This window comes from Streptomyces sp. NPDC007863, assembly GCF_040633895.1.
Taxonomy (GTDB): domain Bacteria; phylum Actinomycetota; class Actinomycetes; order Streptomycetales; family Streptomycetaceae; genus Streptomyces.
In genome coordinates, this window is record NZ_JBEYEI010000002.1 from 434,662 (window position 1) to 459,991 (window position 25,330).

18 protein-coding genes are annotated in these 25,330 nt (G+C 72.8%); 14 read left to right on the top strand and 4 right to left on the bottom strand.

Translation table 11 applies throughout. The features are described from left to right. The first annotated feature begins 77 nt into the window (after window positions 1-77). The 5 genes from ABZ621_RS04585 (at window position 78) to ABZ621_RS04605 (ending at window position 7,205) form a co-directional block, all read left to right on the top strand. Window positions 78-974 (top strand): MHYT domain-containing protein, encoded by an 897-nt coding sequence (locus ABZ621_RS04585; protein WP_360600614.1) that lies wholly within the window; start codon window positions 78-80, stop codon window positions 972-974. Between the two features lie 48 nt (window positions 975-1,022). Next, a complete protein-coding gene (gene uvrB, locus ABZ621_RS04590; RefSeq protein WP_360600615.1) occupies window positions 1,023-3,170 on the top strand; it encodes an excinuclease ABC subunit UvrB in 2,148 nt (715 codons plus the stop codon). A 108-nt stretch (window positions 3,171-3,278) separates the two neighbouring features. After that, on the top strand, window positions 3,279-3,857 hold the full coding sequence (locus ABZ621_RS04595; RefSeq protein WP_360600617.1) for a TerD family protein: 579 nt from the start codon (window positions 3,279-3,281) through the stop codon (window positions 3,855-3,857). Between the two features lie 194 nt (window positions 3,858-4,051). After that, window positions 4,052-5,929, top strand: a complete 1,878-nt coding sequence (locus tag ABZ621_RS04600) for a TerD family protein (RefSeq protein WP_360600619.1) — start codon at window positions 4,052-4,054, stop codon at window positions 5,927-5,929. A gap of 271 nt (window positions 5,930-6,200) precedes the next feature. After that, window positions 6,201-7,205 carry a TerC family protein gene (locus ABZ621_RS04605; protein WP_360600621.1) on the top strand — a complete coding sequence of 335 codons (1,005 nt, stop codon included), beginning with the start codon at window positions 6,201-6,203 and terminating at the stop codon, window positions 7,203-7,205. A gap of 86 nt (window positions 7,206-7,291) precedes the next feature. On the opposite strand, the gene ABZ621_RS04610 is transcribed toward ABZ621_RS04605, so the two are convergent. The 3 genes from ABZ621_RS04610 to ABZ621_RS04620 all read right to left on the bottom strand — a co-directional run bounded on the left by ABZ621_RS04610 (window position 7,292) and on the right by ABZ621_RS04620 (window position 10,119). Then, window positions 7,292-8,584, bottom strand: a complete 1,293-nt coding sequence (locus tag ABZ621_RS04610; protein ID WP_360600825.1) for an MFS transporter — start codon at window positions 8,582-8,584, stop codon at window positions 7,292-7,294. Between the two features lie 140 nt (window positions 8,585-8,724). Continuing rightward, window positions 8,725-9,381, bottom strand: coding sequence for an MBL fold metallo-hydrolase (locus ABZ621_RS04615; protein ID WP_360600623.1), 657 nt, complete (start codon window positions 9,379-9,381; stop codon window positions 8,725-8,727). Window positions 9,382-9,429: 48 nt separating this feature from the next. Then, window positions 9,430-10,119 (bottom strand): maleylpyruvate isomerase family mycothiol-dependent enzyme, encoded by a 690-nt coding sequence (locus ABZ621_RS04620; protein ID WP_360600625.1) that lies wholly within the window; start codon window positions 10,117-10,119, stop codon window positions 9,430-9,432. A 173-nt stretch (window positions 10,120-10,292) separates the two neighbouring features. On the opposite strand from ABZ621_RS04620, the gene uvrA reads away from it, so the two are divergent. After that, on the top strand, window positions 10,293-13,313 hold the full coding sequence (gene uvrA / locus ABZ621_RS04625; protein WP_360600627.1) for an excinuclease ABC subunit UvrA: 3,021 nt from the start codon (window positions 10,293-10,295) through the stop codon (window positions 13,311-13,313). A 402-nt stretch (window positions 13,314-13,715) separates the two neighbouring features. Then, window positions 13,716-14,153, top strand: a complete 438-nt coding sequence (locus tag ABZ621_RS04630; protein WP_360600629.1) for a Rieske (2Fe-2S) protein — start codon at window positions 13,716-13,718, stop codon at window positions 14,151-14,153. Window positions 14,154-14,168: 15 nt separating this feature from the next. On the opposite strand, the gene ABZ621_RS04635 is transcribed toward ABZ621_RS04630, so the two are convergent. After that, complete coding sequence (locus ABZ621_RS04635; RefSeq protein WP_360600631.1) at window positions 14,169-15,098, bottom strand: hypothetical protein; 930 nt, start codon at window positions 15,096-15,098, stop codon at window positions 14,169-14,171. A gap of 285 nt (window positions 15,099-15,383) precedes the next feature. Between ABZ621_RS04635 and ABZ621_RS04640 the strand changes: the two genes are divergently transcribed. From ABZ621_RS04640 to ABZ621_RS04670, 7 genes are all read left to right on the top strand, one after another. Continuing rightward, window positions 15,384-15,995 (top strand): papain-like cysteine protease family protein, encoded by a 612-nt coding sequence (locus ABZ621_RS04640; RefSeq protein ID WP_360600633.1) that lies wholly within the window; start codon window positions 15,384-15,386, stop codon window positions 15,993-15,995. A gap of 2 nt (window positions 15,996-15,997) precedes the next feature. After that, window positions 15,998-16,864, top strand: a complete 867-nt coding sequence (locus ABZ621_RS04645) for a hypothetical protein (RefSeq protein WP_360600635.1) — start codon at window positions 15,998-16,000, stop codon at window positions 16,862-16,864. Between the two features lie 170 nt (window positions 16,865-17,034). Further along, entirely contained in the window at window positions 17,035-19,017 is a 1,983-nt protein-coding gene (uvrC, locus tag ABZ621_RS04650) for an excinuclease ABC subunit UvrC (protein ID WP_360600637.1), read from the top strand. After that, window positions 19,014-19,985, top strand: coding sequence for an RNase adapter RapZ (gene rapZ / locus ABZ621_RS04655; RefSeq protein WP_360600639.1), 972 nt, complete (start codon window positions 19,014-19,016; stop codon window positions 19,983-19,985). The genes uvrC and rapZ overlap by 4 nt, the downstream gene beginning before the upstream one ends. After that, the gene (yvcK, locus tag ABZ621_RS04660) at window positions 19,982-21,022 is read left to right on the top strand and encodes a uridine diphosphate-N-acetylglucosamine-binding protein YvcK (protein WP_360600641.1); all 1,041 of its coding nucleotides are present in this window, start codon (window positions 19,982-19,984) and stop codon (window positions 21,020-21,022) included. Before rapZ ends, yvcK begins: the two co-directional genes overlap by 4 nt. After that, complete coding sequence (gene whiA / locus ABZ621_RS04665) at window positions 21,013-22,002, top strand: DNA-binding protein WhiA (protein WP_031002759.1); 990 nt, start codon at window positions 21,013-21,015, stop codon at window positions 22,000-22,002. Before yvcK ends, whiA begins: the two co-directional genes overlap by 10 nt. 288 nt (window positions 22,003-22,290) lie before the next feature. Continuing rightward, window positions 22,291-25,245 (top strand): M14 family zinc carboxypeptidase, encoded by a 2,955-nt coding sequence (locus ABZ621_RS04670; RefSeq protein ID WP_360600643.1) that lies wholly within the window; start codon window positions 22,291-22,293, stop codon window positions 25,243-25,245. Window positions 25,246-25,330: the final 85 nt, after the last annotated feature.

Below are 25,330 nucleotides of genomic sequence, written 5' to 3' on the forward strand. Positions count from 1 at the left end.
CTCGCCCCGGTAGTACTACCCAGCGGTACCGACTGTTTTCGGACGTCCATGCGCCAGGGGTGGGAGGGCACACGCTCATGCAGGGCACGGTCGACGGATTCAGCTACGGGGTCGTCACGCCGGTGGCGGCCTTCCTCATGGCCTGCCTCGGCGGTGCCCTGGGGCTGAGATGCACGACCCGCTCGCTGCGTCACCGGGACTCCTTCAAGGCCGGCTGGCTGGCCCTCGGCTCCACCTCCATCGGCACCGGCATCTGGACGATGCACTTCATCGCCATGATGGGCTTCACGGTCGAGCGGGCGCCGATCGACTACGACCGGCCGATCACCTTCGCCAGTCTCGCCGTCGCCATCGTCATGGTCGGCATCGGCATCTTCATCGTCGGCTACCGGGGCGCCACCGCGCTCACCCTCGTCACCGGCGGCACCATCACCGGCCTCGGCGTGGCCACCATGCACTACCTCGGCATGGCCGGGATGCGGCTGCCCGGCCGGATCGAGTACGACACCCTGACCGTGGCCCTCTCCGTGGTCATCGCCGTCGTCGCCGCCACCACCGCCCTCTGGGCGGCGGTCTCCGTCCACGGCTTCCTCGCCAGCCTCGGTGCCAGCCTCGTCATGGGCGTCGCCGTCAGCGGCATGCACTACACCGCCATGGCGGCCGTCAGCGTCCACCTGCACGCCGCCTCCGCCGCGCCCACCGGCGCGACCACGGGGTCGATGCTGCTGCCCATGCTGATCGGCCCGGCGGTCTTCCTCATCCTCGCCGCCGTCGTCGTCATGTTCGACCCGCTGCTCGTCATGGGCGACCCCGACTGGCAGCGGCCCCCGGCCCGCTCCCCGTACCGCCCCGGCGTCCCCGCCCCCCGGCACGTCCCCGGCTACGGCCGGCCCGCGGACGGGACCGCCCGTTCCGGCGGACGCGGCTTCCGGAGGTCCGTCCCGCGCGGCGGCCACGGCTCCCAGGACTGGTGAGGCGCCGATCACCGCCCGACTGTCGGTGGCGGGTCGTACGGTGGTGGCATGCGGCCCGTTTCCAAGATCGAACGTTCGGTGGCGCCCTTCGAGGTCGTCTCCCCCTACCAGCCGAGCGGTGACCAGCCGACGGCCATCGCCGAGCTGGACAAGCGCATCCGCGCCGGCGAGAAGGACGTCGTCCTCCTCGGCGCCACCGGCACCGGCAAGTCGGCCACCACGGCCTGGATGATCGAGAAGCTCCAGCGCCCCACCCTGGTGATGGCGCCGAACAAGACCCTGGCCGCCCAGCTGGCGAACGAGTTCCGCGAGCTCCTGCCCAACAACGCGGTCGAGTACTTCGTCTCGTACTACGACTACTACCAGCCCGAGGCGTACGTCCCCCAGTCGGACACCTACATCGAGAAGGACTCCTCGATCAACGAGGAGGTCGAGCGGCTGCGCCACTCCGCCACCAACTCCCTGCTCACCCGCAGGGACGTCGTCGTGGTCGCCTCCGTCTCCTGCATCTACGGCCTCGGCACCCCGCAGGAGTACGTGGACCGCATGGTCCCGCTCAAGGTCGGCGACGAGATCGACCGCGACCAGCTCCTCCGCCGCTTCGTCGACATCCAGTACACGCGCAACGACCTCGCGTTCACCCGCGGCACCTTCCGGGTCCGCGGTGACACCATCGAGATCTTCCCCGTGTACGAGGAGCTCGCCGTCCGCATCGAGATGTTCGGCGACGAGATCGAGGCGCTCTCCACCCTCCACCCGCTGACCGGCGAGATCATCAGCGAGGACGAGCAGCTGTACGTCTTCCCCGCCAGCCACTACGTCGCCGGCCCCGAGCGCATGGAGCGGGCCGTCAACGACATCGAGCGCGAGCTCGACGGCCGCCTCAAGGAGCTGGAGAAGCAGGGCAAGATGCTGGAGGCCCAGCGCCTCCGCATGCGCACCACCTACGACATCGAGATGATGCGCCAGATCGGCTCCTGCTCCGGCATCGAGAACTACTCGATGCACTTCGACGGCCGCGAGCCCGGCTCCCCGCCCAACACCCTCCTCGACTACTTCCCGGACGACTTCCTCCTCGTCATCGACGAGTCGCACGTCACCGTGCCCCAGATCGGCGCCATGTACGAGGGCGACGCCTCCCGCAAGCGGACCCTCGTCGACCACGGCTTCCGGCTCCCCTCCGCCCTCGACAACCGCCCGCTGAAGTGGGAGGAGTTCCAGGAGCGGATCGGCCAGACCGTCTACCTCTCCGCCACCCCCGGCACCTACGAACTCTCCCGGGGCGACGGCTTCGTCGAGCAGATCATCCGTCCCACCGGCCTCGTCGACCCCGAGGTCGTCGTCAAGCCCACCGAGGGCCAGATCGACGACCTGGTCCACGAGATCCGGCTGCGCACCGAGCGGGACGAGCGCGTCCTCGTCACCACCCTCACCAAGAAGATGGCCGAGGACCTCACCGACTACTTCCTGGAGCTCGGCATCCAGGTCCGCTACCTCCACAGCGACGTCGACACCCTGCGCCGCATCGAGCTGCTGCGCGAACTGCGCTCCGGCGAGTACGACGTCCTCGTCGGCATCAACCTGCTCCGCGAGGGCCTCGACCTCCCCGAGGTCTCCCTCGTCGCCATCCTCGACGCCGACAAGCAGGGCTTCCTGCGCTCCGGGACCTCCCTCATCCAGACCATCGGCCGCGCCGCCCGTAACGTCTCCGGCCAGGTCCACATGTACGCCGACACCATCACCCCTGCCATGGCCCAGGCCATCGACGAGACCAACCGGCGCCGCGAGAAGCAGGTCGCCTACAACAAGGAGCACGGGATCGACCCCCAGCCGCTCCGCAAGAAGATCAACGACATCGTCGCCACCATCGCCCGCGAGGAGGTCGACACCGAGCAGCTGCTCGGCACCGGCTACCGCCAGGGCAAGGACGGCAAGGGCGCCAAGTCCCCGGTGCCCTCGCTCGCCGCGCACGCCCCGAAGGCGGCGAAGGCCGGCAAGGCGGGCGCCAAGGCCGGCTCGACGCTGGAGCTCGGCGACCGCCCCGCCGCCGAACTGGCCGGAGTCATCGAGGAGATGACCGAGCGGATGCGCGCCGCCGCCGCGGAGCTGCAGTTCGAGGTGGCCGCCAGGCTGCGGGACGAGGTCGCCGAACTGAAGAAGGAGCTGCGGCAGATGAAGGAGGCGGGACTGGCGTGACCCGTGGCGGCCCGGTGTGTTGCAAGACCGACACAAAACCGGGCCGCGCCCGGCACGTTGTCAGTGGGCCTGCGTAGGGTGCTGCCACAACGACGAGAGGGGCAGCGCGTGACGGTCAACATGACCAAGGGGCAGGCCATCAGCCTGGAGAAGCAGGGCGGGGGCAGCCTCAACCAGGTGCGGATGGGGCTCGGCTGGCAGGCCGCGCCGCGCCGGGGGCTCTTCGGCTCCCGCACCCGGGAGATCGACCTGGACGCCTCCGCGGTGCTCTTCGCCGAGAAGCAGCCCGTGGACGTGGTCTTCTTCCGCCACCTGGTCAGCGACGACGGCTCCGTCCGCCACACCGGCGACAACCTCGTGGGCGGCGTGGGCCAGGGCGGCGACGACGAGGCCATCCTCGTCGACCTCCAGCGGGTGCCCGTCCACATCGACCAGATCGTCTTCACGGTGAACTCCTTCACCGGACAGACCTTCCAGGAGGTGCAGAACGCCTTCTGCCGGCTCGTCGACGAGACGAACGGCCAGGAGCTGGCGCGCTACACCCTGGACGGCGGCGGCCAGTACACCGCGCAGATCATGGCGAAGGTGCACCGGGCCGGCACCGGCTGGCAGATGACCGCCCTGGGCAACCCGGCCAACGGCCGCACCTTCCAGGACCTGATGCCGGCGATCCTGCCGCACCTGTAGGCGGACCCGCGGGGCGGACTCCGCCGCCCCGCCGCCGCACCGCAGCTCCCGACGGGCACCGGCCCGCCGGGAGCTGTCCCGCGTGACCGCGTGGACCGCGTGACCGCGTGGACCGCACGACCGCATGACGACGCCGTGGCAGCGCGCCACGACCGCATGACCGACCCGAAGCGCCGAGGGGAAACAGAGTCCAGATGACGGCCGAGCTGGTCCGGGGGCAGAACCACCCCCTGCCCGACACCCGACTCGAACTCCGGGTCTCCGCCGGACACCCGGTCGTCGCCGGGGCGACCCTCGGCGACGAGCGGGGCCGCGTCGGCGGCGCCGAGTGGATCGCCCACCCCGGCGCCCCCGTACGCCCCGGGGTCGAGGTGCCCGGCGAGGCCGCGGCCGAGCACCGCATCGCCGTGGACCTCGCCGCCCTCCCGGACGCCGTGCACCGGCTCTCCCTGCTCCTCGCGCTGCCGCCGGGCGGGAGCGGCCCGGCCCGCTTCGGCACCGCCGCCGCCCCCTTCGTGACCGTCGCCGACCCGGCGGGCGCCGCCGTCGCCACGTACACCATCACCGGTCTCGACCGGGAGTCCGCCGTCGTCGCCCTGGAGCTCTACCGCCGCCAGGGCGCCTGGAAGGTCCGCGCGGTCGGGCAGGGGTACGAGGGCGGGCTCGCCGAGCTCCTCGCCGACCAGGGCGCACCGGCCGCCGCCGACCTCGCCGCCGCCGTCCTGGACGCGGTCGCCCCCGCCGACGCCCCGGTGCCGCCGCCGCTGGTCCCCGAGACCGCCCCGGCCGACCCCTCCTCCACCACCGCGATCAGCTACTCCCACCCGGGGCGCCGCCCGGCCGCCCCGACGGCCGGCGCCGGGGCCGTACCGCCGCCGTCCGAGCCGCCCTCCGAGCGGCCGTCCGGGCAGCCGGACGCGCCGTCGGCCGAGTCCCGGCCGGCGCCCGTCGCCGGGGATGCCAGCGGGTGGTCCATGGACGAGCGGCTCTACAACCAGGTGTGGGGCATGTTCGAGGACCTCGCCAGGACCGTCGCCGCCTACCGCAGCGCCCGCGACTTCGCCGACCACCGCCTCGACCGGGCCGTCGACCAGGTCCTCGCCGACCCGAGCACCCGGGTCGGCGCGGCCGGCGACGCCGCGCGGGCCGCCGCCCGGGCCACGCACGAGGAGCTGATGGGCCGGGCCCAGGAGGTCCTCGACCGGGACCTCGCGCAGCTCACCGCCGAGTCCGAGGTCGTCGAACCCGCCCTGCCCGTCGCCTACGCCCGCTGGGACAACCCCGTCTGGCACGCCTACCGGACCCCGGAGGAGCCCCCGATGGCGGTCCGCCTCGGCGACCTCCACGTCCCCGAGCGGAGCGCCCTCAGGATCCCCTTCCTGGTCCGGCTCCCGCTGGAGCGCGGCCTCTGGGTGGACTCGGGGCCCGGCCGCACCTCCGCCGCCGGACTGCTGGACGAGGCGGAGCTGCGCCGGCTCGCCCTGGACAGCGCCGTCGCCCACACCGCCCGGCTGCTCGCCACCCACCCCGCGGGCTCCCTCACCGTCCACGTCCTCGACCCGGCCGGCGGCGGGGCCGCCGCCTTCGCGCCGCTCGTGGAGACCGGGGTCCTCGCCGGCCCGCCGGCCCGGGGCGCGGCCGGGGTCACCGACGTCCTCGCCCAGCTCACCGAGCGGGTGGACCTGCTGCAGATGGCGGTGCGCGGCGACGCCTCCGAGGACCTGCCGCCCGGCTTCGACCCGGCGCGCCAGCTGCTCGTCGTCCACGACTTCCCGCACGGCTTCGACGACCGGGCCGTCACGCGGCTCCGCTACCTCGCCGACGAGGGCCCTTCGGTCGGCGTCCACCTGCTGATGGTCGCGGACCGGGCCGACGCCGCCGCGTACGGGCCGGTCCTCGACCCGCTGTGGCGCTCGCTGCTCCGGCTCACGCCGGTGCCCGACGACCACCTCGCCGACCCGTGGGTCGGCCACGCCTGGACCTACGAGCCGCCGACGGTCCCGCCGGGCAGCGCGGTGCTCTGGCAGGTGCTCGGCCAGGTGGGGGAGGCGCGGCGGCGGAATTCCGGCTGATCCCGACCCGCCGTGGTAAAGGGCTCCGACCTGCGCTTTTGAGTCACCTTTACCCTTTCCTTTACCTTCTCTTGGTTCTTCGGGTACTCTCTTTCTCAGCGGAGGGGAGTACTCCCCATGCGCGGCGTACCCGTCAATACGGACGGATCAAGGACATCCGGTCCCGGGGCGTCGGCCCGGCGGTCATGTGTGACGGCCCCGGGTGGAAGAGACCTCCGGCAGCGACGACGCTGATCAGCCGTACGACGCCGGAGGCGCAGTGGACGTATCGATGACCATCTGGGTGCTGACCATTCTCGGTCTGGGCGCCCTGATCGCGGTCGACTTCTTCATCGGGCGCAAGCCCCATGACGTGTCGATCAAGGAAGCCGGAATCTGGACCGTGGTCTGGATCGTGCTCGCCGTGCTCTTCGGCATCGGCGTCTCGATCTGGGGCGGCGGCCAGGCGGGCGGAGAGTTCTTCGCCGGCTTCATCACGGAGAAGTCGCTCAGCGTCGACAACCTCTTCGTCTTCATCCTGATCATGGCGAAGTTCTCCGTGCCGAGCCACCTCCAGCAGCGGGTGCTGCTCGTCGGCGTGCTCATCGCCCTCGTCCTGCGGGCGATCTTCATCGCGGCCGGTGCCGCGATCATCGCGAGCTTCTCGTGGGTCTTCTACCTCTTCGGCGCCTTCCTCATCTACACCGCGTGGAAGCTCGTCAAGGAGGCCATGACGGACGAGGACGAGGACGACTGGGACGAGAACCGCCTCCTGAAGTCCATCGAGAAGAAGTTCGGCGTCGCGGACCGCTACCACGGCACCAAGCTCTTCATCGTGCAGTCCGGCAAGAAGGTCATGACGCCGCTCCTGGTCGTCATGCTCGCCATCGGCATGACCGACGTGCTGTTCGCGATGGACTCGATCCCCGCGATCTTCGGCCTCACCCAGGACCCGTACATCGTCTTCACCGCCAACGCCTTCGCCCTCATGGGTCTGCGTCAGCTGTACTTCCTGATCGGCGGCCTGCTGAAGAAGCTGGTCCACCTCAGCTACGGCCTGTCGGTGATCCTCGGCTTCATCGGCGTCAAGCTGGTGCTGCACGCCCTGCACGAGTCCGGCGTCCACGTCCCCGAGATCTCCATCCCGGTCTCCCTCGCGGTCATCTGCGGCGTCCTGGTCATCACCACGATCACCAGCCTGATCGCCTCCAAGAAGCAGTCCGAGAAGGCGGCCGTCGAGGCGGCCGACAAGGACAGCAAGGACAGCAACGACAGCAAGGACAGCGTCGAGGCCTGATCCGCCTCTTCTCCCCCCTGCGTGACGGCGACGGCCGGTCCGGGCACGGTGCCCGGACCGGCCGTCGCCGTTCCCGCTCCACCCCGCTAGGCGGCCGCGGCCTCCGTCTCCGCCGCCTCCTCGGGCCGCCGCTCCGGCAGCGTCTCCGGAAGCAGCGCGAAGCAGCCGAGGCTCACCAGGGCCACCACCGTCAGATAGGCGGCCACCCCCCACGGCGGGCCCGAGCCGCCCTCCGACAGGGTCGTGGCCACGATCGGGGTCAGCGCGCCGCCGAGGACCCCCGCCAGGTTGTAGCCGACCGCCGCTCCGGTGCAGCGGACCCGGGGCTCGTACAGCTCCGGGAGGTACGCGGCGACGACCGCGAACATGGTGATGAAGGCCAGCAGCGCCCCCAGGAACCCCAGGAACATCAGCAGGGGCTGCGCGGTGTGCAGCAGCGCCACCATCGGGAACATCCACACGGCCGCCGCCGCGCACCCCGCCAGGCAGAGCGGCCTGCGCCCCCAGCGGTCGCCGAGCAGGGCCAGGAAGGGCGTCGCGGCGCCCTTGACCGCCACCGCGGCCATCACGCAGACCAGCATCACGGTGCTGCTCACCCCGAGCCGCTCGGTCCCGTAGGCCAGGGCCCAGGTGGAGACCGTGTAGAAGATCGCGTACCCGACGGCGAGGGCGCCGGCGGTCAGCAGCACCAGCCGCCAGTGGTCGCGGGCGACCTCGGCGAGCGGCGCGTTCGCCCGCCGTCCGGACGCGGACAGCTCCTCGAACTGCGGGGTCTCCGCGAGCGAGGAGCGCAGCAGCAGGCCGAGGGCGGCGAGCAGGCCCGCCGCCCAGAACGGCACCCGCCACCCCCAGGAGCGGAAGTCGGCGTCGCTCAGGCCGGCGGTGAGCGCCAGCATCACCCCGTTCGCCAGCAGGAAGCCGACCGCCGGGCCGATCTGCGGGAAGCTCGCCCACAGGGCGCGGCGGTGCGGCGGGGCGTGCTCGGCGGTCAGCAGGACGGCGCCGCCCCACTCGCCGCCGAGGCCGAGCCCCTGGAGGAAGCGGAGCAGGAGCAGCAGCAGGGGAGCGGCGACGCCGATCGCGTCGTACGTGGGGACACAGCCGACGGCGACGGTGGCGCAGCCGGTGAGCAGCAGCGAGGCGAAGAGCACCGGCCGGCGCCCGTGCCGGTCCCCGATGTGCCCGAAGAGGACCGAGCCCATGGGGCGGGAGAGGAAGCCGATGGCGAAGGTGCCGAAGGCGGCGAGCGTCCCGGCGAGCGGGGAGAAGGTCGGGAAGAAGAGCGGCCCGAGGACGAGGGCGGCGGCCGTCCCGTAGACGAAGAAGTCGAAGAACTCGATGGCGGTGCCGACGAGCGAGGCGCCGGCGAGCCGGGCCATCGACGGCGGACGGGCGGCCGCCGGTGGCGACGGAGTGTGACTGGGGTGCATGTGCCGCCAACTACCCGCCCGCCGTCCGGGTTACGGGGGCGTGCGGGAGTGCCCCCGGCGTCACCGGGGGCGCTTCGGCACCGGCTGGCTCACCAGCCGCGCTCGCGCCACTCCGGGAGGTGGGGGCGCTCGTCACCGAGCGTGGTGTCCTTGCCGTGGCCGGGGTAGACCCAGGTCTCGTCCGGCAGCGCGGCGAAGAGCTTGGTCTCCACGTCGTGCAGGAGGCTCGCGAAGGCCTCCGGGTCCTTCCAGGTGTTGCCGACGCCGCCGGGGAAGAGGCAGTCGCCGGTGAAGAGGTGCGGGTGGCCGTGCGGGTCGTCGTAGACGAGCGCGATCGAGCCCGGGGTGTGGCCGACGAGCCGGCGGGCGGTGAGCTCGACCTCGCCCACGCGGATCGTGTCGCCGTCCTCCACCGGGACGTCGGTGGCGACCGGGATGCCCTCCACGTCGTACGCGCCCGCGTACGTGGTCGCGCCGGTGGCGGCGACGACCTGGGCCAGGGCCTGCCAGTGGTCGCCGTGCCGGTGGGTGGTGACGACGGCGGAGATGCCGTCGTCGCCGATCAGCGTGAGCAGGGTCTCCGCGTCGTTGGCCGCGTCGACGAGCAGCTGGGCGCCGGTGGCCCGACAGCGCAGCAGGTACGCGTTGTTGTCCATCGGGCCGACCGCGACCTTGGAGATCATCAGGTCCTTCAGCTCGTGGACGTCGGCCGGACCGCCCACCCTCACCGCTCCGCTGTACGTCATGGCCTCAGCCTAGCCCCGGCCGCCCGCGCCGGTCCCGGTGAGCCCGGGCTACAGCGGCGGGAGCTGGGGGAGCGGGCCGCCCTTGGTGGTGAGGGCCGAGCCGTCGCGGCGGCCGGCCAGCCAGCCGAGCAGGTCGGCCGCGGGGCCGGTGACGACGACGCCGTCCTCGCCGGAGGCCGCGCCGGTCGTCCAGGTGCGGCCGTCCTCTGCCCACAGGACGGTCGGGGGCACGTTCCCCATGGTGGTGAAGCGCTCGGCGAGGAAGTCGATCTCGCGCCCGACGAACTCGCCGGGGAGGTCCTCCAGCTCGTAGCCGCAGTCGAGGTCCACGTGGTGCAGGTCGACCTCGACCCAGCGGCGGAAGGGGATCCGGGAGGCGCTGTCGGTGATGCCGTTGCGCAGCTCGACGACACGGCTCCAGTCGGCCGGGGCGGCGGCCACGGCCCGGAGGTGCTCGGCCGTGTCGCGGACGTCGGCGAGCTGGACGTCGAGGGGGCGGCCGGCGTCGCGCTCGATGTCGGCGTCGCGCGCCTCGGCGCTCGTGTACATGGGGCGGCCTTCCAGGACGTTCACCAGAGCCTCGGCGTTCCGGGCCAGGTGGGCTAGGACGTGGCCACGCGTCCAGCCCGGAAGCCGTGACGGCTGGGCGACGGAGGCGTTGTCCCAGGAGGCGGCGTCGGTCAGCAGCCGCTCGGTCGCTTCGTACAGGGAGGCGAGGTCGCGCTCGTGATCGATCATGGCGCCGACCCTAGCGCCGACCACTCGTTCGGGTGAAGCAGGCAGGCGATCGCCGGAAATCGAATGTACGTGCTATAGGCTCGTGGTGGCAGCCGCCGACCACGGAAGCATCCGGCATCCTTGGTTGTTGGGTGTTCTGTCAATCCGCTCTCTCAAGAAAGGTGCGGACCGGCGTGGCCGACCGTCTCATCGTCCGTGGCGCGCGCGAGCACAACCTCAAGAACGTCTCGCTCGACCTCCCCCGTGACTCCCTCATCGTCTTCACCGGGCTCTCGGGATCGGGCAAGTCCTCCCTCGCGTTCGACACGATCTTCGCCGAGGGGCAGCGCCGGTACGTCGAGTCGCTCTCCTCGTACGCACGGCAGTTCCTCGGCCAGATGGACAAGCCGGACGTGGACTTCATCGAGGGTCTCTCGCCCGCCGTCTCCATCGACCAGAAGTCGACCTCGCGCAACCCGCGCTCGACGGTCGGCACCATCACCGAGGTCTACGACTACCTCCGCCTGCTCTTCGCCCGCATCGGCAAGCCGCACTGTCCCGAGTGCCGCCGGCCGATCTCCCGCCAGTCGCCGCAGGCGATCGTCGACAAGGTCCTGGAGCTGCCCGAGGGCAGCCGCTTCCAGGTGCTCTCCCCGCTGGTGCGCGAGCGCAAGGGCGAGTTCGTCGACCTCTTCGCCGACCTCCAGGCCAAGGGCTACAGCCGCGCCCGGGTCGACGGGCAGACGATCCAGCTCAGCGAGCCGCCGACGCTGAAGAAGCAGGAGAAGCACACCATCGAGGTGGTCGTCGACCGCCTCACCGTGAAGGACTCCGCCAAGCGCCGCCTCACCGACTCCGTCGAGACCGCCCTCGGGCTCTCCGGCGGCATGGTCGTGCTCGACTTCGTCGACCTCGCCGAGGACGACCCCGAGCGCGAGAAGATGTACTCGGAGCACCTGTACTGCCCGTACGACGACCTCTCCTTCGAGGAGCTGGAGCCCCGCTCCTTCTCCTTCAACTCGCCCTTCGGCGCCTGCCCCGACTGCACCGGCATCGGCACGCGGATGGAGGTCGACCCCGAGCTGGTCGTCCCCGACGAGGAGAAGTCCCTCGACGAGGGCGCCATCCACCCGTGGTCCCACGGCCACACCAAGGAGTACTTCGGCCGGATGATCGACGGGCTCTCCCAGGCCCTCGGCTTCCGCACCGACATCCCCTACGCGGGCCTCCCGCAGCGGGCCAAGAAGGCCCTCATGCACGGCCACAAGACCCAGATCGAGGTCCGCTACCGGAACAGGTACGGGCGCGAGCGCGCCTGGACCAGCCCCGCCTTCGAGGGTGCCGTCTCCTTCGTGAAGCGCCGCCACAGCGAGGCCGAGAGCGACTCCAGCCGGGAGCGCTTCGAGGGCTACATGCGCGAGGTGCCCTGCCCCACCTGCCACGGCACCCGGCTCAAGCCGATCGTGCTGGCGGTCACCGTGATGGAGAAGTCCATCGCCGAGGTCTCCGCCATGTCGATCAGCGACTGCGCCGAGTTCCTGGGCCGCCTCACGCTCAACGCCCGGGACAAGAAGATCGCCGAGCGGGTCCTCAAGGAGGTCAACGAGCGGCTGCGCTTCCTCGTCGACGTCGGCCTCGACTACCTCTCCCTCAACCGCGCGGCCGGCACCCTCTCCGGCGGCGAGGCGCAGCGCATCCGGCTCGCCACGCAGATCGGCTCCGGCCTGGTCGGCGTGCTCTACGTCCTCGACGAGCCGTCCATCGGCCTCCACCAGCGCGACAACCACCGTCTGATCGAGACCCTCGTCCGCCTCCGCGACATGGGCAACACGCTCATCGTCGTCGAGCACGACGAGGACACGATCAAGGTCGCCGACTGGGTCGTGGACATCGGCCCCGGCGCCGGCGAGCACGGCGGCAAGGTCGTCCACTCCGGCACCTTGAAGGAGCTCCTCGCCAACGAGGAGTCGATGACCGGGCAGTACCTCTCCGGCCGCCGGGCGATCACCACCCCGGACATCCGCCGCCCCGTCGACGCCGGACGGCTGCTCACCGTCCACGGCGCCCGCGAGAACAACCTGCGGGACATCGACGTCTCCTTCCCGCTGGGCGTCCTCACCGCCGTCACCGGAGTCTCCGGCTCCGGCAAGTCGACGCTGGTCAACGACATCCTCTACACCCACCTGGCGCGCGAGCTGAACGGCGCCAAGACGGTGCCCGGCCGGCACACGCGCGTGGAGGGCGACGACCTCGTCGACAAGGTCGTGCACGTCGACCAGTCGCCGATCGGGCGCACCCCGCGCTCGAACCCGGCGACGTACACCGGAGTCTTCGACCACGTCCGCCGGCTCTTCGCGGAGACGATGGAGGCGAAGGTGCGGGGCTACCTGCCCGGCCGCTTCTCCTTCAACGTCAAGGGCGGCCGCTGCGAGAACTGCTCCGGCGACGGCACGATCAAGATCGAGATGAACTTCCTCCCGGACGTGTACGTGCCGTGCGAGGTCTGCCACGGGGCCCGGTACAACCGGGAGACCCTGGAGGTCCACTACAAGGGCAAGTCCATCGCCGAGGTCCTCGACATGCCGATCGAGGAGGCCCTCGACTTCTTCGAGGCCGTCCCCACGATCGCCCGCCACCTGCGGACGCTCAACGAGGTCGGGCTCGGATACGTCCGCCTCGGGCAGTCCGCGCCGACGCTCTCCGGCGGCGAGGCGCAGCGCGTCAAGCTCGCCTCCGAGCTGCAGAAGCGGTCGACCGGCCGTACGGTCTACGTCCTCGACGAGCCGACCACCGGTCTGCACTTCGAGGACATCTCGAAGCTCATCAAGGTCCTGTCGGGCCTGGTCGACAAGGGCAACTCGGTGATCGTCATCGAGCACAACCTCGACGTCATCAAGACCGCCGACTGGATCATCGACATGGGCCCCGAGGGCGGCAGCGGCGGCGGCATGGTCGTCGCCGAGGGCACCCCCGAGGAGGTCGCCTCGGAGCCGGCCAGCCACACCGGCAAGTTCCTCCGCGAGATCCTCGGCGCGGACCGCGTCAGCGACGCGGGGGTGCCGGCGGCGCGCGGGACGGCCGCGAAGAAGGCCGCCGTGAGGAAGACGGCGGCGAAGAAGGCGCCGGCCGCGAAGAAGACGGCCGCCGCGAAGAAGGCCGTGGCGAAGAAGGCCGCGCCGGCCAAGAAGACGGCGACCCGCGCCCGCAAGGCGTGACGCCGCCGCCGGGCCTACCGGGGATCTCGGTCCCCGGAGGCCCGGCGCCCGGAGGCCCGGCGCCCGGAGGCCCGGCGCCCGGAGGCCGGTTGGCCTGGTGCCCGGTAGGGCTGGTATCCGGTAGGGCTGGTGTCCGGATGGCCTGGCGGCCGGATGGCACGGCGCTCGGTAGGTCCGGTGCCCGGTCGGCTCGGTGGCCGGACCGGCGGTCGGCGTCGTCTCCCGTGGGTCCTCGCCCGGCCCGTCGGGCGGGCGTCGCGTGCCCGCCGGGCGTGGTGGCCAGGGCCCGGGCGCGAGGGGCGGAGCCCGCCGTGCGGGGCCCTGGGCCCGGCCGAAACCGGATCAAAGGGCGCGGGTATCGTCGGGGCTGACCACCGTCCCCCGCACCCGTGGAGCGCGATCATGTCCGGCCAGTCCACCCGCCGCACCGTCCTGAAGGGTGCCGCTCTCGCCGGTGCCGCCGGGCTGGGAGTCGCCGCCTGCTCCACCGAGTCGAAGCTGGGGCACGCCGGGGTGCCGACGCCGACCGCGCCGGTGGAGCTCGGTTCGCCGGACGAGGTCCCGGTCGGGGGCGCCACGCTCTTCCGCGAGCAGAAGGTCCTGGTGAGCTGCCCCGCCAAGGGCCAGTACAAGGCCTTCAGCGCCCAGTGCACCCACGCCGGCTGCGTCCTCGACAAGATCGAGGACAACGAGGGCAACTGCCCCTGCCACGGCAGCCGTTTCGACGTCACCACCGGCAAGGCGCTCAAGGGGCCCGCCACCGTCCCGCTGCCCGCCGTCGAGATCCGCGTCGAGGGCGGCAGGCTCATCGCCGGGCCGAAGGCCGCGCCCTCCGCCTGACCCGGTCCGCGGGGCTCAGGACCAGTCCCAGTCGATTCCCAGGATCCCGGGACGCACTCCCTGCTCCACCAGGTGCACCGTGCGGTGCCGGCCGCCGAGCGTCAGCTCCGTACGGCCACCGCGCGGGGCGCCCGCAGACGCCTGGGCGAAGCGCCGGCAGCGTACCGGCAGGGCCGCCTCGTCGAAGGCGACCTGGAGCACGTACTGCCCGCCCGCGAAGCTGAAGCCGCGTACGTACTCGCCGCTCGGACCGGCCGTCCCGTCCTCGAAGCCGTAGGTGAACAGGTGCGTGTCGCCGGCCCGCAGCCGCGCGTCGAAGAGCAGCTCGGCGACGACCACGCCCGTCTCCGCGTGCCACCGCACCCGCCCCGTACGGCAGTTCTCCACCGACCGCACCCGCACCCGCGACGGATCGCAGCCCGGGTCGCCGTGGTGGATCGCGAGATACCGGTCGACGCCGTCCCGGTGCGCCCGCACCACGTGCTGCGACTCGCGGCCCACCAGTTCCCGGCCGGGACCGATCCGCACCCGCTCGTGGTGGCCGACCGTGTGCAGCCCGCCGTCCGCCGGCGACTCCAGCTCCGCGAACAGCTCCTCCACCGCGCCCGAGGCCTCCACCAGCGAGCGGTACGAGCGGGCCGCCGGCCGTTCCACGCCCTCCCGGGCCGCCGCGTCCTCCGTCAGCAGCCGCAGCAGCGAGTTCCCCGGCAGCTGGAGGACCTCCTCCAGGGCCCGGACCGCCTTCAGGGACTCCGGCCGCTGCGGCCGGCGGGCGCCCTGCTGCCAGTAGCTCAGCGAGGTCACGCCGACCTTGACGCCCCGGTGCGCGAGATGGTGCTGGACCCGCTGGAGCGGCAGCCCGCGCACGGCCAGCGCGGTCCGCAGCGCCAGGTGGAAGGGGCCGGTGTGCAGCAGCTGCTCCAGATCGGCCTCGGTGTGGCTCACACGGGCCTCCTCGGGCTCCACGCGCTCTTTCCGGCTCTTCGGGCTCCGGGGTGAACGTTCACGCGCGCGCCACGGACCGCCGGTGCCCGGACGGCGGGCGGGCAGGTCGGCGGCGGGCACGCGTTCACACCCGCGCCACACCGTTCACAGCCCGATGTCACCCCGCATTGAAGCGTGTTGACCCGCTCCCGACAACGACCGATGCTCCAAGCGGTGTCCGGACGCCACCCCACCCCCCACGCACCCCCCACCCCATCCCCACCCCCCCGCACTGGGAGGAACCCCATGCGCAGACGACTCCAGAACGGGAAGCGGAGCCTCGTGGCGTTCGCCGCCGCCGCGCTGCTCCTCGTCCCCACCGCGGCCTCGGCGTCCGCCGCACCCGCCCCCGTACCCGCCGAGACGACCGCCGCGCTCGGCACCAAGCGCCTGAACATCACCATGCAGGCCCAGCAGAAGACCAACTGGTGCTGGGCAGCCGGCGGCAACACGATCGCGACGTGGTTCGGCCGCGGCTACAGCCAGAACCAGTTCTGCAACGCCGCCTTCCAGCGCCAGCAGGGCTACGACTGCCCCAACTGGCAGGCCACCCTCGGCAACGTCCAGACCGGACTCTCCTGGGCCGGGATCAACCCCGGCTCGTACGTCGACGGCTGGCTGCGCTACTCCACCGTCCAGACCGAGATCAACGCGAACCGGCCGATCGAGACCCGCATCCAGTGGTCGAGCGGCGGCGGCCACATGCACGTGCTGTACGGCTACGACGACGCCGACAGCTGGGTCTACTGGGGCGATCCGTGGCCCTCCAGCAATCGGTACAACTGGGCCTCCCACGCGTGGTACGTCAACAACGGATCCTTCTCCTGGACCCACTCGCTCTACCGGATCGGGGCGTGACCATGACCACCACGACCGCACTCGTCACCGGAGCCGCCGCCGCGCTCCTCGCCCTCGGCGCCGCCGCCCCGGCCGCCGCCGCGGGCCCCGGCGCGCCGCTGCCGGTGGCGCCCACCGCCGAGCGGGCCGCCGCCGCGCCCGAGACCCTGGCCACCCTCGGCCGCTTCTTCGCCCGCGACGGGGCGCTCGCCCGCGCCGACGCGGCGCCCCGGATATCCGGCGCGTCCGTCCCGGTGCGGATCCTCTCCGCGGACTTCGTCGCCGGGAAGCCGGGCGCGCCCGTGGCCCGGGAGGAGTTCCGGGCCAGCCTCGCCGTCGCCGCGGACGGCCGGAAGGCGTCCCTGTGGACGGTACGGAGCGCCGCCGGCTGGCAGGTGGTGAACATCGCCACCGGCGACGACGAGCTCCGGTACGCCCGGGAAGGCGCCGGGAAGCTCCCCGGCGGGCTCGTCTTCCGCGAGCCGCAGATCGACGCCTGGTACGTCCAGAAGGGGACGAGGGTGCTCCCGCTGGACGAGGACGCGGTCCGGGCCGTCGGCCGGGACGGCACCACCCTCGCCGCCTACCGCGACCGCGTCACGCGCGCCTACGCCGACAAGCTCCCCGACTCCGCCTACGCCCGCAAGGGCGCGGCCGGCGGCTACGCCCCCGAGGCCCCCGGCTCCGCGCCCGGCTCCGCGCCCGTGATCGCGGCCGCCGGGCCCACCGCGCCGGCCGAGGGCACGGCGGCGGGCGGGCCCCGCCACCAGCCGGCCGCTGCCACCGCCGCCTCCACGGTCGCCGCCTTCGGCGCCGTGGCCGCCCTCGCCCTGATCGGCGCCACCGCCCTCCGCCGCCGGGCGGCGGGCCGCCGCACCCCGGAGTCCTGACCGCCCGCTCCTGACCGCCCGCTCCGGACCACCCGCTCCCGGCCGCCGGCCGCCGGCCCGGGTCGCCCACGAGGCGGCCCGGGCCGTCCCCCGGACCAGGCCCCGCGGACGGGCTCCCGGGCCGCCCCGTGCGGGCCCGTCCTGTCACCGTGCGCCAGTAGGGTGGGCGCATGGCCGACCCCACCAGCTATCGACCCGCGCCGGGGCAGATTCCCGACGTCCCGGGTGTCTACAAGTTCCGGGACGAGCACCGGCGGGTGATCTACGTCGGGAAGGCGAAGTCGCTGAAGCAGCGGCTGGCCAACTACTTCCAGCCGCTCGCGAGCCTGCACCCGCGGACCGCCACCATGGTGACCACGGCCGCCTCCGTGGAGTGGACGGTCGTCTCCACCGAGGTCGAGGCGCTCCAGCTGGAGTACTCCTGGATCAAGGAGTACGACCCCCGGTTCAACGTGAAGTACCGGGACGACAAGAGCTACCCCTACCTCGCCGTGACGCTGAACGAGGAGTTCCCGCGCGTCCAGGTCATGCGGGGGCAGAAGAAGAAGGGCGTGCGGTACTTCGGGCCGTACGCGCACGCGTGGGCGATCCGCGAGACCGTCGACCTGATGCTGCGGGTCTTCCCGGTACGGACCTGCTCGGCGGGGGTGTTCCGGAACGCGGCCTCGGCCGGCCGGCCCTGCCTGCTCGGCTACATCGGCAAGTGCTCGGCGCCCTGCGTCGGCCGGGTCGACCCCGGGGAGCACCGCGAACTGGCCGAGGATTTCTGCGACTTCATGGCCGGCCGCACCGGCACCTACATCCGCCGCCTGGAGAAGCAGATGACGGCGGCGGCCGAGGAGATGGAGTACGAGAAGGCCGCCCGGCTCCGCGACGACATAGAGGCGCTGCGCCGGGCCATGGAGAAGAGCGCCGTCGTCCTCGCTGACGCCACCGACGCCGACCTCATCGCCCTCGCCGAGGACGAGCTGGAGGCCGCCGTCCAGATCTTCCACGTCCGCGGCGGACGCGTCCGCGGCCAGCGCGGCTGGGTCACCGACAAGGTCGAGGCCGTCGACACCGCCGGGCTCGTCGAGCACGCGCTCCAGCAGCTCTACGGCGAGGAGAGCGGCGACGCCGTGCCCAAGGAGGTCCTGGTCCCGGCGCTGCCCGAGGACACCGAGGCCGTCACCCAGTGGCTCTCCGGCCGCCGCGGGTCCAACGTCTCCCTGCGGATCCCGCAGCGCGGCGACAAGAAGGACCTGATGGCGACCGTCGCCCGCAACGCCCAGCAGGCGCTCGTCCTGCACAAGACCAAGCGGGCCAGCGACCTCACCACCCGCTCCCGGGCCCTGGAGGAGATCGCCGAGGCCCTGGACCTGGAGTCGGCGCCGCTGCGCATCGAGTGCTTCGACATCTCCCACCTCCAGGGCGAGGACGTCGTCGCCTCCATGGTCGTCTTCGAGGACGGGCTGCCCCGCAAGAGCGAGTACCGCCGCTTCCAGATCAGGTCCTTCGAGGGCCAGGACGACGTCCGCTCCATGCACGAGGTGATCGGCCGCCGCTTCCGGCGCTACCTCGCGGAGAAGGAGAAGACGGGGGAGTGGGGCGAGGACGGCGAGGTCGCCGTCGACGAGGCCGGCGACGAGGGCCGGCCCAAGCGCTTCGCCTACCCGCCGCAGCTCGTCGTGGTCGACGGCGGGCAGCCGCAGGTCGCCGCCGCCCGCCGGGCCCTCGACGAGCTGGGCATCGACGACGTCGCCGTCTGCGGGCTCGCCAAGCGCCTGGAGGAGGTCTGGCTGCCCGGCGAGGACGACCCGGTGGTGCTGCCCCGCTCCAGCGAGGGCCTCTACCTCCTCCAGCGGGTCCGTGACACCGCTCACGATTTCGCCATCCGCTATCAGCGCTCCAAGCGGACCAAACGGCTCCGGAGCAGCCCCCTCGATGCCGTCCCCGGCCTCGGCGACACGCGCAAACAGGCCCTGATCAAGCATTTCGGCTCGGTGAAGAGGCTGAAGCAGGCGACAATCGAGCAGATCTGTGAGGTCCCCGGCTTCGGCCGGAAGACCGCGGAGGCGGTCGCCGTGGCCCTGGCCCAGGCGGCCCCCGCCGCACCCGCCGTGAACACGGCCACAGGAGAGATCATGGAAGACGACGGGGGCACCACGGCATGACCGAGCACGACGGGCACCACGAGCACGACGGGCACCACCGAGAAGACGGAGCAGGACACGTGAGTACGGGCACGAAGGAGACCGCGGGCGACAACGGCGCCGAGGCGGCCATCCCCGAGCTGGTGATCATCTCCGGCATGTCCGGAGCCGGCCGGTCCACCGCGGCGAAGTGTCTGGAGGACCTCGGCTGGTTCGTCGTCGACAACCTGCCGCCCGCGCTGATCCCCACCATGGTGGAGCTCGGCGCCCGCTCCCAGGGCAACGTCGCCCGGATCGCGGTCGTCGTCGACGTCCGCGGCCGGCAGTTCTTCGACGCCCTGCGGGAGTCCCTCGCCGACCTCGACGCCAAGCAGGTCACCCGCCGGATCGTCTTCCTGGAGTCCTCCGACGAGGCCCTGGTCCGCCGCTTCGAGTCGGTCCGCCGCCCCCACCCGCTCCAGGGCGACGGCCGCATCGTCGACGGCATCGCCGCCGAGCGCGACCTGCTGCGCGAGCTGCGCGGCGACGCCGACCTGGTCATCGACACCTCCAGCCTCAACGTCCACGAGCTGCGCGCCAAGATGGACGCCCAGTTCGCCGGCGAGGAGGAGCCCGAGCTGCGGGCCACCGTCATGTCCTTCGGCTTCAAGTACGGACTGCCGGTCGACGCCGACCTCGTCGTCGACATGCGCTTCCTGCCCAACCCGCACTGGGTCCCCGAGCTGCGCCCGTACACCGGCCTCAACGAGGAGGTGGCGAACTACGTCTACAACCAGCCCGGCGCCAAGGAGTTCCTGGACCGCTACACCGAGCTGCTCCAGCTGATCGCCGCCGGCTACCGCCGCGAGGGCAAGCGGTACGTGACGATCGCCGTCGGCTGCACCGGCGGCAAGCACCGCTCGGTCGCCACCGCCGAGAAGCTCGCCGCCCGCATCGCCGCCGAGGGCGTGGAGACGGTGGTCGTCCACCGCGACATGGGGCGCGAGTGAAGCCGTACCGCCGGCGTCCCTCCTCCACCCTCTCGGTGAAGCGGGCGCTCCGCAGGCGTGGTGCCCAGCCGAAGGTCGTCGCCCTCGGCGGCGGCATGGGCCTCTCCGCCTCCCTCGCCGCGCTGCGGCGGATCACCGGCGACCTCACCGCGGTCGTCACCGTCGCCGACGACGGGGGCTCCAGCGGCCGGCTCCGGGAGGAGCTGGGCGTGCTGCCCCCCGGCGACCTGCGCAAGGCGCTCGCCGCGCTCTGCGGCGACGACGACTGGGGCCAGACCTGGGCCCGGGTCATCCAGCACCGCTTCCGGTCCAAGGGCGAGATGGGCGGCCACGCCGTCGGCAACCTGCTGATCGTCGCCCTCTGGGAGCAGCTGGGCGGCGACCCGGTGCAGGCCCTCGACCTGGTGGGCCGGCTGCTCGGCGCCCAGGGCCGGGTGCTGCCCATGTCCGCCGTGCCGCTGGAGCTCCAGGCCCTGGTCAGGGGCCACGACCCGGAGCGCCCCGAGGACGTGGACACCGTCTGCGGGCAGGCCACCGTGGCGCTCACCCCGGGCGAGGTGCAGTCCGTGCACCTGGTGCCGCACGACCCGCCGGCCGTGCCGGAGGCCGTCGCGGCGGTCCTCGACGCGGACTGGGTCGTCCTCGGTCCGGGCTCCTGGTTCTCCTCGGTGATCCCGCACCTCCTCGTGCCCGAACTGCTCGACGCGCTGGTCGAGACCAAGGCCCGCAAGGTGCTCTCGCTGAACCTCGCGCCCCAGCCGGGAGAAACAGAGGGCTTCTCCCCGCAGCGTCATTTGGAGGTTTTGGGACGACACGCCCCTAAACTCGCCCTGGACGTGGTGCTGGCCGACGAGGCCGCCGTGCCCGACGTGTCAGCCAGGGAACCCCTCGTCGACGCCGCCAAGCGGCTCGGCGCCGCGCTGGAGCTGGCGCCGGTGGCCCGCGCCGACGGCTCTCCGAAGCACGACCCGGAGCGCCTGGCCGCCGCGTACGACCGTATTTTTCGGATGCATGGAAGGATCGGCCCATGGCGATGACGGCAGCGGTGAAGGACGAGATCTCCCGGCTTCCCGTCACCCGGACCTGCTGCAGGAAGTCGGAGGTCTCGTCGATCCTCCGGTTCGCGGGCGGTCTGCACCTGGTCAGCGGCCGGATCGTGATCGAGGCGGAGCTCGACACGGCGATGGCGGCCCGGCGGCTGAAGCGGGACATCCTGGAGATCTTCGGGCACAGCTCGGAACTGATCGTGATGGCCCCCGGCGGGCTGCGGCGCGGCTCCCGCTTCGTGGTGCGCGTGGTGGCGGGCGGCGACCAGCTGGCCCGCCAGACGGGCCTGGTCGACGGCCGGGGCCGCCCCATCCGGGGTCTTCCCCCGCAGGTGGTCTCCGGGGCCACGTGTGACGCCGAGGCGGCCTGGCGGGGTGCCTTCCTCGCCCACGGCTCGCTGACGGAGCCGGGCCGCTCCTCCTCCCTGGAGGTCACCTGCCCGGGTCCGGAGGCCGCGCTCGCCCTCGTCGGGGCCGCCCGGCGGCTCTCCATCGCCGCCAAGGCCCGCGAGGTCCGCGGGGTGGACCGGGTCGTGGTCCGCGACGGCGACGCGATCGGCGCCCTGCTCACCCGGCTCGGCGCGCACGAGTCGGTGCTGGCCTGGGAGGAGCGGCGGATGCGCCGCGAGGTCCGCGCCACCGCCAACCGCCTCGCCAACTTCGACGACGCCAACCTGCGCCGCTCGGCCCGGGCCGCCGTCGCCGCCGGAGCCCGGGTGCAGCGCGCCCTGGAGATCCTCGCGGACGAGGTGCCCGAGCACCTCGCGGCGGCCGGCCGGCTGCGCATGGAGCACAAGCAGGCCTCCCTGGAGGAGCTGGGCGCGCTCGCCGACCCGCCGCTCACCAAGGACGCGGTGGCCGGCCGGATCCGCCGGCTGCTCGCCATGGCCGACAAGCGGGCGCAGGACCTGGGCATCCCCGGCACCGAGTCGAACCTGACGGAGGAGCTGGACGAGAGCCTGGTCGGCTGAGTCCGGCGGCCCTTCCGGACGGCCGCCCCCGGCCGCCCGGGACGGCCACCCGGCCGGTCCGCACGGCCCCCGAACGGCTTCCCCGAACGGCCCCCCGCCCCTGCCGGGACGGGGGGCCGTTCGCGTATCCGCGGAAGCGTGAACTCCGCTGAGGCGAAACGTTTCTGACCTTACGCCACCATCCCGCCGTCCCGCGGCCGTTGCCGCGAGGCACCCTTGACAGGACCATGAGCGCCCCAGAGCCTGGCCTCCGTTCACCTTCGTGACGGAACACACCAAGGGGGGCTCATGAGACGAAGAGCGCGGGCGATCCTCGCCGCCGCTTCCCTGCTGGTCGCGGGCATCGCGGCGGCACCCGCCGCCGGAGCGCGGCCGGCGGACCCGGAGGGCGGCGACGCCCTCTCCGTATGGCGCGCCACGGTCACCCAGGAGCAGGTGCCCCTGCTCCTGGAGGCCGGTACCGACGCACACGAACTGACCGAGCGGGTGCCCGAGCAGGGCACCGCCACCGTCGAGCTGTACCTGACCGAGGCGCAGGCCGGAGCCCTGCGCGGCCGGGGCGTCACGCTCGCCGAGCACGACCCCGGCCCGGCCGCCGCCCGGCGCGCGGCCGCCGCCGGCGACGGCGTCTTCCGCCCCTACGGCGGCCCCGGCGGCCTCAAGGAGGAGATCCTCGCCACCGCCGCCGACCACCCCGGCCTCACCAAGGTCGTCTCCCTCGGCAAGACCGTGAAGGGCCAGGACATCCTCGCCGTCAAGGTCAGCAAGGGGGCCCGGAAGACGAGGGACGGCTCCCGGCCGGCCACGCTGTACCTCTCCAACCAGCACGCCCGCGAGTGGATCACCCCGGAGATGACCCGGCGGCTGCTCCACCACTACCTCGACAACTACGGGACCGACGGGCGGGTCACCCGGATCGTCGACTCCACCGAGCTGTGGTTCGTGCTCTCCGCCAACCCCGACGGCTACGACTTCACCCACGCCGACCCGGCCAACCGCCAGTGGCGCAAGAACCTCCGCGACAACGACGGCGACGGGACGACCGGCGGCGCCGACGGCGTCGACCTCAACCGGAACTTCGCCTACAAGTGGGGCTACGACGACGAGGGTTCGTCCCCCGACCCGGCCGACGAGACCTACCGCGGCAAGGGCCCCATGTCCGAGCCGGAGACCCGGGCCCTGGACGCCTTCCAGAAGCGCATCGGCTTCTCGTACGGCGTCAACTACCACTCCGCCGCCCAGCTGCTGCTCTACGGCGTCGGCTGGCAGGTCGCCACCGACACCCCGGACGACACCGCCCTGGAGGCGCTCGCGGGCACCCCGCAGAACTCCGCGGTCCCCGGCTACCGGCCGCAGGTCTCCTCCGAGCTGTACACCACCAACGGCGAGGCCGACGGACACGCCGCCAACGTCAACGGCATGCAGATGTTCACCCCCGAGATGTCCACCTGCGCCACCGCCTCCCGCGTCGACCCGAACGACGCCTGGGAGGCCGCCGACTGCGCCTCCGTCTTCACCTTCCCCGACGACGAGAAGCTGATCCAGGCCGAGTTCGCCAAGAACATCCCCTTCGCGCTCGCCGTCGCCGAGTCCGCCGCCCGCCCCGACGACCCGGTCTCCCCGGTCGGCGCCCCGGCCCAGGCCCTCACCCCCGACGCCTTCACCACCTCCTACGCCGCCGCCGGCGAGGAGCAGCCGGTGGCCGTCACCGCCCGGAAGTCGCTGCGCGCCAAGACCCTCCACTACCGGATCAACGGAGGCCGCACCCACCGCGCCGCGGTCGAGGCCTGGGAGGGAGGCGAGACCTACGGCGGCGAGGACAACCTGTACTACGACCAGTACCGCGGCGAGGTGCGGGGCGCCCGGCCCGGCGACTCCGTCGAGGTCTGGTTCACCGCCCGCGGCCGCGACGGCCGGACCGCCGCCACCACCCCCTTCACCTACCGGGTCGCCGAACGCGCCCGCGGGGACGTCCTCGTCCTCGCCGAGGAGGGCGGTACGAGCGCCGCGCGGCACGTCGCCGCGTACACCGGGGCGCTCGCCGCGACCGGCCGGAAGGCCGCCGTCTGGGACGTCGCCACCCAGGGCGCCCCGCACGCCCTCGGCGCCCTCTCCCACTTCCGCACCGTCGTCTGGTACACCGGCGCCGAGCGCCCGTCCGGGGCCGTCGAGCTCGCCGTCCGCTCGTACCTCAACGAGGGCGGCAAGCTCCTCACCGCCGGAGAGAAGACCGGCGGGCTGACCCGGATCGGCCGGGCCGAGTCCAACGACTTCGCCCAGTACTGGCTCGGCGCCTACCACCGGGCCGGTCTGGACGCCCCGCCCTCCTTCGCGGGCTCCGGACGTCTCGCCGGACCGCCGACCGGGCTCGCCGCCGCCGACGGCAACCCGCTCGACAACGCCGGTGCCTTCACCGTCACCTCCGACGCCCTCGACCCGGAGACGTACCCGCAGTTCGCCTCCAGCGCCCCGGCCGGCGACTACCCCGGCGTGCGCACCCCCTTCGAGCCGGCCGAGGGCGCGTCCTTCGCCGCCGTGCGGCACGCCGACGACACCTGGGCCCGGCTCAGCCGCACGGTCGACCTCACCGGCACCACCGCCGCCGACGGGCCCCGGCTCGACTTCCAGGTCAGCCATGACACCGAGCCCGGCTACGACAACCTCGTCGTCGAGGCCAGGACCGCCGGCCAGGACGACTGGACCACCCTGCCCGACCGCAACGGCGGCACCTCCACGGAGCCGCCCGCCGACTGCGGCGAGGGCTACTACCTGAAGCTCCACCCCGCCCTGGGCCGCTATCTCACCCTCGGCGAGGACGGCTGCGCGCCCACCGGCACCAGCGGCGCCTGGAACGCCTTCACCGGCCCCTCCAACGGCTGGCGGCAGGCCTCCGTCGACCTCTCCGCCTACGCGGGCAAGCGGGTCGAGCTCTCCCTCTCGTACGTCTCCGACCCCGGCACCGGCGAGACCGGCGCCTTCGTCGACGACGTCCGCCTCGTCACCGCGGCGGGCACCGAGCGCGAGGGCTTCGAGAGCTCGCTCGGCGCCTGGACCGTGCCCGGCGCCCCGGCCGGCAGCCCCGGCAACGGCGCCGACTGGACCCGCTCGCCCGCCCTCTTCCACTCCGTCGCCGCCGTCACCACCCGTGACACCGTCCTCCTCGGCTTCGGCCTGGAGCACGTCGGATCGGCGGCCGAGCGGCAGCGGCTCCTCGACCGTGGCCTCACCGCGCTCCGCCGCTGACGGAGAGTAGTGAGGACAAAGGTCCCACGACGGTCCGTACCCGTTGGTAGGTACGGGCCGTCGGCCGTTTTCCGGTCACTTTCCG